At 52.1% G+C, this 12,203-nt stretch carries 12 protein-coding genes and 1 tRNA gene; 7 read left to right on the forward strand and 6 right to left on the reverse strand.

All coding sequences use genetic code 11. The features are described 5' to 3' along the window. Window positions 1–69: 69 nt before the first annotated feature. Complete coding sequence (locus tag V7723_RS19315; RefSeq protein WP_335686137.1) at window positions 70–567, reverse strand: SH3 domain-containing protein; 498 nt, start codon at window positions 565–567, stop codon at window positions 70–72. Between the two features lie 186 nt (window positions 568–753). On the opposite strand from V7723_RS19315, the gene V7723_RS19320 reads away from it, so the two are divergent. Then, window positions 754–1,740 carry a 2-hydroxyacid dehydrogenase gene (locus V7723_RS19320; RefSeq protein WP_335686138.1) on the forward strand — a complete coding sequence of 329 codons (987 nt, stop codon included), beginning with the start codon at window positions 754–756 and terminating at the stop codon, window positions 1,738–1,740. A gap of 64 nt (window positions 1,741–1,804) precedes the next feature. Here V7723_RS19320 and bluB read toward each other — a convergent pair whose 3' ends face one another. From bluB to V7723_RS19345, 5 genes are all read right to left on the reverse strand, one after another. After that, window positions 1,805–2,512, reverse strand: coding sequence for a 5,6-dimethylbenzimidazole synthase (gene bluB, locus V7723_RS19325; RefSeq protein ID WP_443024266.1), 708 nt, complete (start codon window positions 2,510–2,512; stop codon window positions 1,805–1,807). Between the two features lie 131 nt (window positions 2,513–2,643). Next, window positions 2,644–3,261 (reverse strand): VPLPA-CTERM sorting domain-containing protein, encoded by a 618-nt coding sequence (locus tag V7723_RS19330; RefSeq protein ID WP_335686140.1) that lies wholly within the window; start codon window positions 3,259–3,261, stop codon window positions 2,644–2,646. 306 nt (window positions 3,262–3,567) lie between these two features. After that, window positions 3,568–4,197, reverse strand: coding sequence for a MarC family protein (locus tag V7723_RS19335; protein WP_335686141.1), 630 nt, complete (start codon window positions 4,195–4,197; stop codon window positions 3,568–3,570). Between the two features lie 18 nt (window positions 4,198–4,215). Beyond that, window positions 4,216–7,092: a DNA polymerase I gene (gene polA / locus V7723_RS19340; RefSeq protein ID WP_335686142.1), complete on the reverse strand. Its 2,877-nt coding sequence runs from the start codon at window positions 7,090–7,092 to the stop codon at window positions 4,216–4,218. 25 nt (window positions 7,093–7,117) lie between these two features. Next, window positions 7,118–7,297, reverse strand: coding sequence for a zinc-finger domain-containing protein (locus V7723_RS19345; protein ID WP_335686143.1), 180 nt, complete (start codon window positions 7,295–7,297; stop codon window positions 7,118–7,120). A 253-nt stretch (window positions 7,298–7,550) separates the two neighbouring features. On the opposite strand from V7723_RS19345, the gene V7723_RS19350 reads away from it, so the two are divergent. The 6 genes from V7723_RS19350 to V7723_RS19375 all read left to right on the forward strand — a co-directional run bounded on the left by V7723_RS19350 (window position 7,551) and on the right by V7723_RS19375 (window position 11,943). Continuing rightward, window positions 7,551–8,393 (forward strand): AEC family transporter, encoded by an 843-nt coding sequence (locus V7723_RS19350; protein WP_335686144.1) that lies wholly within the window; start codon window positions 7,551–7,553, stop codon window positions 8,391–8,393. A gap of 116 nt (window positions 8,394–8,509) precedes the next feature. Then, on the forward strand, window positions 8,510–9,457 hold the full coding sequence (locus V7723_RS19355) for an ABC transporter ATP-binding protein (protein WP_335686145.1): 948 nt from the start codon (window positions 8,510–8,512) through the stop codon (window positions 9,455–9,457). Between the two features lie 91 nt (window positions 9,458–9,548). Next, window positions 9,549–10,187, forward strand: a complete 639-nt coding sequence (locus V7723_RS19360) for a peroxiredoxin (RefSeq protein ID WP_335686146.1) — start codon at window positions 9,549–9,551, stop codon at window positions 10,185–10,187. Between the two features lie 112 nt (window positions 10,188–10,299). Then, window positions 10,300–11,487, forward strand: a complete 1,188-nt coding sequence (locus V7723_RS19365) for a metal-dependent hydrolase family protein (RefSeq protein WP_335686147.1) — start codon at window positions 10,300–10,302, stop codon at window positions 11,485–11,487. Window positions 11,488–11,587: 100 nt separating this feature from the next. Next, window positions 11,588–11,776, forward strand: coding sequence for a hypothetical protein (locus tag V7723_RS19370; RefSeq protein WP_335686148.1), 189 nt, complete (start codon window positions 11,588–11,590; stop codon window positions 11,774–11,776). Between the two features lie 90 nt (window positions 11,777–11,866). Further along, window positions 11,867–11,943, forward strand: a tRNA-Arg gene (locus V7723_RS19375). Window positions 11,944–12,203: the final 260 nt, after the last annotated feature.

Raw genomic sequence — 12,203 nt, forward strand, 5'->3', positions numbered from 1 at the left:
CGGCGAATAGACGTCCGTATTCTGCAGCATTCCTGATATATATATGAGCGCGGTGCCCCAAACCGTTCCTCAGCGGATCTTTTCGTTCTCCAACACCCCGTAAAACTGGTTGGCGGGCAGCCAGCCCGTAAGGCCGGCAATTTCCAGCGCGCACCAGCGGCCATCGCATTCTTGCAATTTACCAAGGACGCCAGGCTCGGCCAACAGGACGACGACACTGCTTTCGTCCGGGTCTTCATAAACAGCGCGGGATTCTTCGGTAATGATCAATGTTCTGCGGCTGCTGAGCAGCCCTTTATGAACCCAGCCCGTTGAGCCGTCGACATCCCGGATGCGGCGCCAGAGTTCATATTCAGCGATAACCTCGACCGGCCAGCCCCGACGGACAAAGACCCAGGTAATGGGGTAACGCGTTCCGGGTCCGGTGCGCACATTGACCTTATTTGAGGATAACGAGACAAAGCGCGGCATGGGCAAGCCAGTTTCTGTCCCAGTCGGGCCGGCATAGGCAACCGCGGAGAGGAAACTGAAACTCAGGAGGGTGAGCAAAAGGGCGCAGAATTTCACGTGAAATAAACCTTCGAATGAGAACGAAATCGACTATGGTTATGCCGCGTCTGCCCCCTTTGGGTCAAGAACTCAAAAAACCAGGGCCTGTTAGCTAAGGTCACAATTGTATCCGGCCCCGCGATCTGCTAGAAAAAGCCTAGCTGTCCAATTTAATGTACGGACCAGGAACGAAAGAGTCACCCGATGCCGCAAAAAAAACCGCTTGTAGTTGTCACGAGAAAACTTCCCGATGCCATTGAGACGCGCATGATGGAGCTTTTCGATACAAAGCTGAACCATGACGATGTCCCGATGAGTCAGGCTGAACTTATCGAGGCGGTCAAGGAAGCGGATGTGCTGGTGCCAACGGTGACCGATAAAATTGATCTGGGGGTTATCAGCCAGTGTAATCCGGATTTGAAACTGATCGCCAGTTTCGGCACCGGGGTTGATCATATTGATTTGGCGACTGCCCGTCAGCGCAACATTACGGTGACCAATACGCCCGGGGTTCTCACCGAAGATACCGCCGATATGACCATGGCCCTCATTATGGCCGTGCCCCGCCGCCTGACCGAAGGGGAGCGCCGCATGCGCTCCGGCGAATGGAAAGGTTGGTCGCCAACCGGTATGCTCGGCCACCGGATATGGGGCAAGCGTCTGGGCATCGTCGGCATGGGCCGCATTGGTCAAGCCGTGGCCCGCCGGGCGAAAGCCTTTGGCCTGTCCATCCATTACCATAACCGCAACCGATTGCCAGACTTTATTGCAGACGAGCTGGAAGCAACATATTGGGAAAGCCTCGATCAGATGCTGGCCCGCATGGATATTGTATCCATCAACTGCCCGCATACCCCGGCGACTTTCCATTTGCTCAACTCCCGCCGCTTGGCGCTGTTGCAGCCGACTTGCTATATCGTCAACACTTCGCGCGGTGAAGTCGTCGATGAGAATACGCTGACCCGGATGCTGCGGGCCGGAAAGATTGCCGGTGCCGGCCTCGATGTCTTTGAGCATGAGCCCGCGGTCAATCCGCGCCTGCTCGAACTGGATAACGTAATCTTGCTGCCACATATGGGATCGGCGACCATCGAAGGCCGGATTGATATGGGCGAAAAAGTCCTGATCAATATCAAGACATTTATTGATGGTCATACACCGCCCGATCGGGTCATTCAGGCGATGCTATAACGGGCGAGGCCTGCGCCGCCGAATACATGCATTATTTTTATGTATTCGGCCAAACATATCAATTTCATTCATGTGTTGTATCCGCAGCAAGAGGGACCGCCGACCACTGGCCCTCAGAGACCAGATCCGAAAGTTCCAACCGTTTGCGCCAACCCTTGGCTTGCAGTTCCGGTTCTTCATACAAAGCATCCACATACCCAAGACATAAATAGGCGATAATCTCGATCTCTTCGGGGATTCCCAGTAAGTCTTTTAATTCCCTGTCATGATAAATACTAACCCAGCCCATGCCGATCCCTTCGGCGCGCGCGGCCAGCCATAAATTCTGCACGGCGCAGACACTGCTATACAGATCCATTTGTGGATTATGGGTCCGTCCCAGGATCACTTCGCCGCCGCGGGAGCGATCGCAGGTGATGCAAATATTCAACGGGGATTTCAGGATGCCTTCCAGTTTCAATTTCTGATACAGGCTCTGGCGTTCCGCATCGAACATTTGAGCGGCTTCCTCATTGGCGCGATTAAACGCTTCCCAGATTTTCTGTTTCTGGGCCGCCTCCCGGATCAGGATAAAATTCCACGGCTGCATGAAACCAACCGAGGGTGCATGATGGGCCGCTTGCAGAAGTTTTTCGACGATATCGTCGGGCAAGGGGGTCGGCAAAAACTGATCGCGGACATCCCGGCGGGTATATATGGCTTTATAGACGGCCTCTTTTTCCGCTTCACTGAAGATTTCAGCAGCCGCCAGTTTCTCCGTCGCTTTATCCATATCCATTCAAGGCCCCGTTATCCGTGAGTATCATCCGGACAGCCTATCGTCAGATCAAGCGATTAGCCAAAGAAAAACGGCAGCCTGATTAGAGCTGCCGTTTAAGACTGAAAATGTTTTAAGTTAGCCGATTAAGCGGCAGCTGCCGTTTTGCGGCGGCGGCGCCAACCCATAAAGCCAAGAGCGGCAAGTCCGGCGCCATAAAGCGGCAGGGCAGCCGGCAGTGGCACTACAGAAAGCTCAACATTTGCGTACTCAAAGGCGTTGTTACCGGAGATAAAGCGAACTTTGTCAAACAGCATATCAAGTGTGATCGTCGCGTTGATCCATTCAATCCGTTTCGGCGCATCATTAAGCTGGTCATCTGATCCTTCAAGAATACCCAGATAATCATCGCCATTCCAGAATTCGATCATATTGTAATCGTCAACCGATCCCCACATGAAGGTGAAACTGTTAATAGCGCTTGTCAGCTCATATGTCGCAGAAGCGTCACCGGAAACCGATGTATAAGTACCCGTATCTGCCATAGCCGGGATCGTATCCCAAGGAGATCTGCGCACACCGCCAATGGATCCAGTCACACCTTGATGGACATCCCCTGTTGTAGATGTTGCAGTTGGAACGAATGTATCGGCAGGTGGTACAAGCGTATCCCATTTAACGGTGATGACGGCAGATTGCGCAGTGGCTACGAATAAAAAAGAAACTGCGACGGCGCCGACAACGGCGTTCAATAAAGTTTTCATTATATAATCCTCAATTTTCTTGTGGCCTGATTAAAAAAACTCAAACCCAAAAACACACCGCTTAATGTCCGGCTGACTAAAAATTTGTTTTCAATATAACATCGCTTGGCCGCAATTTGACCATATTCTACGGCACAGTCAATAGATATTATCGCATTTATCTAAATTTTTATGCAAATTAAACGAGAATGTCACGGAAAATAAGGGATGTGGAATATTCCCGGCTCTTCGGACATACGTCGTTGTTATCGTTAATATTTATCTATGTATGGTTAACATATCCGCGGATATGGTTAACGATCAGAATCAGTTAAGCAAGCCGCTATTCTGTATGCCATCAAAAATGAACTGTACGGCCAACCCCGCGAGCAACACGCCAACAACCCGCGAAATCACATGCAAGCCCGTCACTCCAAGCAATCTTTGGACCTGCGTCGCCAGCAGCATTAACAGGAAGGTCATCAGGATAATTGCCAGTAAGGCACCGATCACCAAAGAGATTTCGGCCGTATCACCGTCGGCCTGGCTGACCAGGAGAATGGCGGCGCCGATGGCCCCCGGTCCCGCGATCAACGGGGTTGCCAACGGAAAGACGGAAACGTCCTGTTTCGCTTCTGCTTCCTTTTGTTCCTGATCCGTGGTCGAGGTACTTCCGGAATCGCGGGCAAACACCATATCAATGGCAATGAGCAGCAACAGAATACCGCCCGACGCCTGCAATGCGGCCAGGGAAATACCAAAACTTTCCAGAACCACTTTTCCGAACAAGGCAAAGAACAGCAGGATGCCGCCGCCAATCAGACTTGCCTTTACGGCCATTGCCCGCCGTTCGCGCGCCGTATTGTTAGTGGTCAGGGCCGCGAACATGGCGGCCACATCCAACGGACCGATGGTCGCAAAGAAGGTTGTCAGGGCAATAAGCAGGGTTTCGGTCATGGGCAAACTGCAGCAGGGTTAGTGCGCCTCTCCCCAGTTATCGCCAATGCCCGCATCGACAACCAAGGGCACCGTAATGTCGATGGCCGGCAACGCTGCCTTTTCCATGACGGTTTTCACCAGCGCGGCAGTGTCCGCCGTCTCGGCGTCCGGAACCTCAAATATCAGTTCGTCATGGACTTGCAGTAACATGCGCGCAGATAGCCCGGCGTCTTCCAGTGCACCCGGTAGCCGGATCATCGCCCGTTTGATGATATCTGCTGCGGATCCCTGGATCGGTGCGTTGATGGCCGCCCGCTCGGAAAAGCCACGACGGGCGCCGTTTTTATCATTGATGCCCGGTAAATGAACACGCCGTCCAAAGATGGTTTCCACATATCCCGTTTCATGGCAGAAGGCTTTGGTTTCGTCCATATAATCGCGGATACCCGGATATTGCGTGAAATAGGATTCAATATATCCCTGTGCTTCACCGCGCGGCACATCCAGCTGGCGCGCCAGCCCGAACGCACTGATCCCGTAGATTATGCCGAAATTAATGGCCTTGGCCGACCGCCGCATCATCGGGTCCATACCGTCAAGCGGTACGCCAAAGACCTGCGACGCTGTCTTCGCATGAATATCCAAGCCCTCGGCAAAGGCCTCTTTCAAGGACGTGATATCTGCGATATGCGCCAACAGCCGCAATTCAATCTGGGAATAGTCGGCGCTGATCAGTTTATGGCCCGGCTCGGCGATAAAGGCTTTGCGTAATTTGCGCCCTTCTTCTGTCCGGATGGGAATATTCTGAACATTCGGATCAGACGATGCCAACCGCCCGGTGGACGCCGCGGCCAGGGAAAAGGACGTATGGACACGGCCGGTCTTGGCATTGACCTGCGCCTGCAAAGCGTCGGTATAGGTGCTTTTCAATTTTGCCAGTTGCCGCCAGTCAAGAATTTTGCGCGCCAGTTCGACGCCATCCGCCGCCAACCCCTCAAGGACATTTACATCTGTAGTATAGGCGCCTGTCTTGCCTTTTTTGCCGCCGGGCAGAGCCATCTTATCGAACAGAATTTCACCAAGCTGCTTGGGCGAACCGACATTGAATTCCTCGCCAGCCAGCGCATGGATCTCCGCCACGTAGGTGACCATACGGGCTCCGAAATCTTCGGACAGCTTGCTGAGGAACGGGGCATCAACTTTAACCCCCTCCTGCTCCATTCTGGCGATGACCGGAACCAACGGACGCTCGATGGTCTCATACAAGGTGGCCGATTTGGTTTTCGCCAACTGGGGCTTCAGCACCTGATGCAGGCGCAAGGTAATGTCGGCATCTTCGGCGGCATATTCCGTCGCCTTGTCGATGGGCACTTCGGCAAAGGTTATTTGCGATTTTCCTGTTCCCGCCACCTCTTTAAACGGGATCGGAGAAATATCAAAATGCAGGCGGGACAGCTCGTCCATACCATGACCATGCTGGCCCGCTTCCTGACAATAGGACAGCAACATGGTGTCATCCACCGGCCCGACCTCAATACCTTCCTGACCCAGAATAACCTGATCATACTTTATATTCTGGCCAATTTTGAGCACGGCCGGATCTTCCAACAGCGGCTTTAACGCGGCAATCACATCTGCTTTTGGCAATTGATTGAGCCCCGTATCCTCGGTTTTCTCATCCGCCCCGTCAAAATCAAAGCCACCTTGCGCTTTCGGGGTGACATGACCGACTGGTATATAACAGGCTGTGCCCGCGTGGACGCACAAAGACACCCCGACCAGTGAGGCCTGCATGGCATTCAGTCCCGTTGTTTCCGTATCCACGGCGACAGAGCCAATACGGTAGGCTTCGTCAATCCATTCTTGAAGAACGGGCATCTCCAAAACAGTGGTGTAATGTGTCTCAATAACCGCTTTTGGCGTATCAGCTGCGTCGCCAGCAGATGTCGCAGCCGCCGGCATATCAGGAAGGTCGGCGGCATCTTTTCGGAAATCCGCGCCAAAAAATTCCTTTACCCGGCTGATGAGCTGTTTGAATTCATTTTCATTGAGGAACGCAATCAAATCGGCAGCGTTGGGCATTTGCACGGTCAGATCCATGACGTCGATGTCCAACTCCACATCCTGCTTCAAGGTCACAAGCTGCCGACTGAGCCGTGCCATGTCGGCAAATTCCAGCAGTTTTTCACGGCGGCCTTTTTGCGGAATTTCGCCAGCCCGTTCCAACAACGTATCGAGATCGCCAAATTCGTTGATCAGCAGTGCCGCGGTTTTTACGCCAATACCCGGGACACCCGGCACGTTATCAACGCTGTCCCCGGCCAGAGACTGAATGTCGATTACCTTGTCCGGGGCGACCCCGAATTTTTCGCGGACTTCCTCGACACCGATCATCTTGTTCTTCATGGGATCCAGCATGGTGACGTCGCCGCCGACCAACTGCATCAAATCTTTATCCGACGAGACAATCACGGTTTCCATGCCCGCGGCAGTGGCCTGCGCAGCATAAGTGGCGATAATATCGTCGGCTTCGAACCCCTGTTTTTCAATGGACGGTACATTAAAGGCCCGTGTTGCGTCGCGCACCAACGGAAATTGCGGAATGAGATCATCGGGCGGCGCGTCGCGGTTGGCCTTATAGTCTTCGAAAATTTCAGATCGGAAGGTCTTCCGGCTGGTATCGAAAATCACCGCCAGATGGCTGACCCGTCCATCCCTTTGTGTGTCCTGTATCAATTTGAACAGCATATTGGAAAAACCAAGCACGGCGCCGGTTGGCGTCCCGTCAGAGCGGCTGATGGGCCCGCGCCCCCGGATCAGCGCAAAATAGGCGCGAAAAATATATCCCGATCCATCGACGAGATAGATACGATGTTTTTGACCGGGGTCGCCTGTGACGTCCGCTTCACTCATGCTGTTTAGATTCCGATCCGTCTGTTCAGTGCCCGCCAGAGGCTTTTGCGCCCGCTTTCAAGACATAATTTCTGCCACAATACGGGCATTCAACCTGCCCCTTGTCGCCCATGTTCAAGAAAACCCGTGGATGACCCAGCGCCCCTTTTCCGCCATCACAAGCGATTTTGGAATTTTCTACTTCAATTGTCTCAACGGCTTGCATTGATATGCCTCACTTCTATGATCTCGTATTGCTCCGTCGCCGTCTGTTTCACTCAGGATTGGCAACTATAATAATCTATCCCGGATGATATCGATTGCCGACCAGGAAGCAACCGAGAAACGGCCTGTAAGACAGGATTAATTTGATCTGGTGAAATTCGGCTGATAGAGTTAGGCCAATTCTGGATCAACGCAAGCGGGATTTAACCATCGAACAACTTGTTTATCATCTCAGCAATGTGCTTATCCCTATTATGATCTGCGTTCTGGCGGGCTTCGGTTTAGCCAAGTTCAAGATCTACTTCGACACCAAAATGGTCGGCAGCCTTATCTCCAATATTGGCTACCCAACCCTCATTATTTCCCATTTGGCAGCTCAGCATGTGGCCTTTGGGGCCTTCGTCAATGTGATGCTGGCCGCCGCCGTCATGGTTGCCTGTTTTGGGGCAATTGCATTTGTTTTCCTGAAAATTACGGGCTTACCAGTTCGGGCCTTCCTGTCGCCGATGATGCTGAACAATGTTGGTAATGTAGGATTGCCCGTCAGCTTCCTGGCCTTTGGTGATCAGGGGCTGGCCATTGCCATGGCCGTGTTGATCGTCGTTATGGTGTGTATTTTCAGCATCGGAATCTGGCTGCCCGCAGGTAAATTGAGCTTTTCGGATCTGCTGAAGCAACCCGTCGTTTACGCGGTTATATTGTCGCTTATTCTGATGGCCACCAAGACATCGTTACCGGTTCCCATTGCCAAGGGAACCTCGATCCTCGGCGGCTTGTCCATTCCCTTGATGCTGCTCACTCTTGGCTACACACTGGCAACTCTGAACGTCGGCGGCGTCTTGAAAGGCTGCTTTTTGGCGGTGTTTCACGTGGCCATGGCTGTCTCGGTCGCCTATGGCGTTACCCTTTTATTTGGCTTTGACGGCGTCACGAAGAATGCTTTCGTCCTGATGTGCCTGATGCCGTCTTCCGTGGCCACTTATTTGTGGGTCGAGAAATACCAACCAGCCCATGCGACAGATGTCGCCGCCTTCATTATGGTGTCCACCTTGCTCACCATTCTGGTCATTCCCCTGGCTCTTACTTTGTGGGTGTAGCAACCGCATTCTTTGAGGGCTCTTGCTTATCTGTCCATTGAAGATTATGACTCGCCGTAACAAATTCCCGGGCCCGTACCCTGCAAAACACGATGAGCGTAAAGAACAATAAAATAATGCAAGATAGTCATCCCCTCCCCGCGGCTCTGCAAGTCCGTGACCTTCGGAAGATCTATAAGATCAAAGGGTCGACACCGGACAAGGAAGCCCTCAAAGGTATCAACCTTGAGGTTCCGCGCGGATCTTTCTTTGGCTTGCTGGGCCCCAACGGCGCCGGAAAATCAACTCTGATCAATATCATCGCCGGCCTGGTCAATAAAACCAGCGGCACCGTCAGCATCTGCGGCTTCGATACAGAAGCCAATATGCGCAACGCCCGCAGTGCCATTGGCGTCGTCCCGCAAGAACTTAATCTGGACGCGTTCTTTACGCCGCGCGAAGTCATGGAATTTCAGGCCGGTTTGTATGGCGTTCCGAAATCCCGCCGCCGGACTGATGAGATCCTGAACGCCATGGGACTAGATGATAAAGCGGATGTCTACGCCCGGACCTTATCTGGAGGCATGCGCCGCCGGTTGCTGGTGGCCAAGGCCATGGTCCATAGCCCGCAAGTCTTGATACTCGACGAACCCACAGCTGGTGTGGATATCGAGCTACGCCAACAACTCTGGGAATATATCAAAGGTCTCAATGATCAAGGCACCACAGTTATCCTGACCACCCATTACCTGGAAGAAGCCGAAGAGCTTTGTGACACCATCGCCATCATTAATCATGGCGAAGTTGTCGCCTGCGAACCCACGGCAACGTTGCTTGGCAAACTTGACATGAAAAATGTCTGCTTAATTCTCGATCACGATATCGACGAAGTCCCGGCTTATCTGGACAAATTCGACACTCATCTCAGTCACGGCCGACGCTTGAATATTTCCTATCGACCCAGCCAAACGGAAGTCTCCGAAATCCTGAAAGCCGTCACGGACGGCGGCCTGACAATTGTCGATTTAACAACACAAGAGCCAGACCTGGAAGATGCTTTCCTGCAAATGACCTCGTCAAAGTAATTGTGATCACAACTTTGCCGTTTGTTGTTTGCATTCGGGCTCGAGCGGGCATACCCTCCTTGTCTATTTAATTCGAACATAAGAGGGATCCATGACTATTCAGCTCGGAGACGTAGTACCTGATTTTACCCAAAAATCGACGGAAGGCGACATTAGCTTTCACAATTGGATTGGGGATGAATGGGCCATTTTGTTTTCCCATCCGAAAGATTTTACGCCCGTTTGCACGACAGAACTGGCAGAGGTCGCGCGACTCAAACCGGAATTCGACAAGCGCAACATCAAACCCATTGCCCTCAGTGTCGACAGTGTCGATAGCCATCAGGGCTGGTTAGCTGATATCAAGGAAACACAGGGCAGCGCCGTAAATTTCCCAATTCTAGCCGATGCAGATCGCACAGTTTCTGATTTGTACGGCATGATTCACCCGAACGCCGACAACACCCTTACTGTTCGCTCGGTGTTTATTGTCGACCCCAACAAGAAACTCCGGCTGACACTAACTTATCCCGCCAGTACAGGTCGTAACTTTGATGAAATCCTGAGGGTTATCGACAGCCTGCAGCTCACGGAATATCACAAGGTCGCGACACCTGTGAATTGGCAGGACGGCGACGATTGCGTCATCGTGCCGGCCATCACCGACCCGGATCAGATGAAGGAATTATTTCCAAAAGGCTGGAAGGAACTCAAGCCTTATCTAAGAATGACACCACAGCCCAATAAATAGGCTGTTCGGAACATGTATCGCCAGGTCGTTAATCGGCCTGGCTTTTTTTATTGGTATGTTTAGCAGGGTTCGTGGCATATTGGTGGCAATCAAACAATAAGGGAAACGGAAAATGGCAGCGACTTTATATGGCGGCGGTGATGTTTTTGACGGCACGGGAACTCTTCATAAAAACCACTCGGTACTTGTTGAAGGCGACACCATCCAACAAGTTGCGCCGGCCGAAGCCTTTGCTGATTTTCAGGGAACCACTGTAGATACCACCGGCGGCACGCTAATGCCCGGCATTGCCGATAGCCATGTCCATCTCGTTTATAAAGGTGAGGCCGATCCGCGCGGTAGTATCGAAGGTGTGAATCCTGGCGAAATTACACTCCGTGTGCTTGAAAATGCGCAAACCTCGTTGAAAGCGGGCATTACGGCTGTCCGCGATTGCGGAGGCCGCGACTATCTTGAATTTCCCGTCCGCGATGGCTGCAATAACGGCCGGTTCCTGGGGCCAAATATTATGGCCTCCGGAAAAATGATCTGTATGACCGGTGGTCATGGCAACAGAAGCGGGCGAGTTGCTGACGGCTGCGACGAGGTCGTCAAGGCCGTCCGGGAACAAATTCATGCCGGTAGTGATCTGATTAAAATCATGGCAACCGGCGGTGTTATGACCCCGGGCGTTAATCCAGAAGACGCCCATTACAGTGCCGATGAAATGCGGGTTGGTGTTGGGGAAGCCCAACGTTTCCACAAAACATCAGCCAGTCATGCCCAAGGCTCCGAAGGCATTATGAATGCCGTCCTTGCCGGAATTACCTCCATCGAGCATGGTATCTTTATGGACCAGCAATGTGTGGATGCCATGCTGGAGCGCGGCACCTATCTTGTACCGACGTTGGCGGCTGTCCAGAATATCCTCAATAATGCCGACAACGGGATTGCAGATTACGTTGTTGAAAAATCGCGCCGTGTCTTTGAGAAACATCGCGAAAGTTTCAAGATGTTTTATAAAGCAGGCGGAAAAATTGCCATGGGAACCGATGCCGGTACGCCGTTCAATATGCACGGGGAAAATGCCATGGAAATGGCTTATATGGTCGACTGCGGTATGACGGCAATTGACGCCCTCACCAGCAGTACATCAGTTGCGCATTCCCTGATGGAACTTGACGATCGGGGCCAGATCAAAGCCGACTTCAAGGCCGACATGATTATTGTCAATGGTAATCCGACGGAAGACATCCTTATGGCAGCCAATTCTGCGAACCACCGCAGGGTGATCAAAAACGGTAATCAGGTGAATTTGTAGGAAGTCTTGGGCCGAGCGCGGTGACAATAGATACTTGCCACCGCGCTTTGCACTCCTATATTATCGGGTGATTGCATCCGGTAATTGAAAGGAGACCCCAATGCCCTTGCAAACCGACCTTCTCCGAGTGAAACAGCAAACAGAACGCAAGCGCACCCGCAGGGATTCTGAAACCGCTCTGAAGAAAACCGCGAAAGACGATTTTTCCAAAGATCTGGCGCTGTCCGTGACCTCAAACCAGGAAACGGCAATCAGAAAAACCAAGGTGAAAATCCTGCAACGTCATTGATTGACTGAGGGCCGTACCTAGAGTGAAGAATAAACACCGTAAACCGTTGCACTTGCCCATGAGTTGGGTTATAGCAAAGGCCCTATCTCAGCACCCGTAGCTCAGCTGGATAGAGCGCTGCCCTCCGAAGGCAGAGGTCACACGTTCGAATCGTGTCGGGTGCGCCAATCTTTTTCTAAATAAATCAATATCTTATATATTTTGCAGCCTACTTCAGGCTACGAAACATCCCTGCTTACATCCCTGTACGCATTCAATTTCGCAATTTGAATTACCTATAACCCTTTCCTTTGACCGTCGTACTCGTGCTCCCCCTAAGTGAGCTGTCTCTCACTACGTTTACATTCATGAGCACGAACACAAGTAAAGGAAAATAAAATGTATATACCACCAATACCGCTGACCGATCTACCAAGCCAACTTAAAG

Source organism: Sneathiella sp., from assembly GCF_036960985.1.
In the GTDB taxonomy this organism is placed as follows: domain Bacteria; phylum Pseudomonadota; class Alphaproteobacteria; order Sneathiellales; family Sneathiellaceae; genus Sneathiella.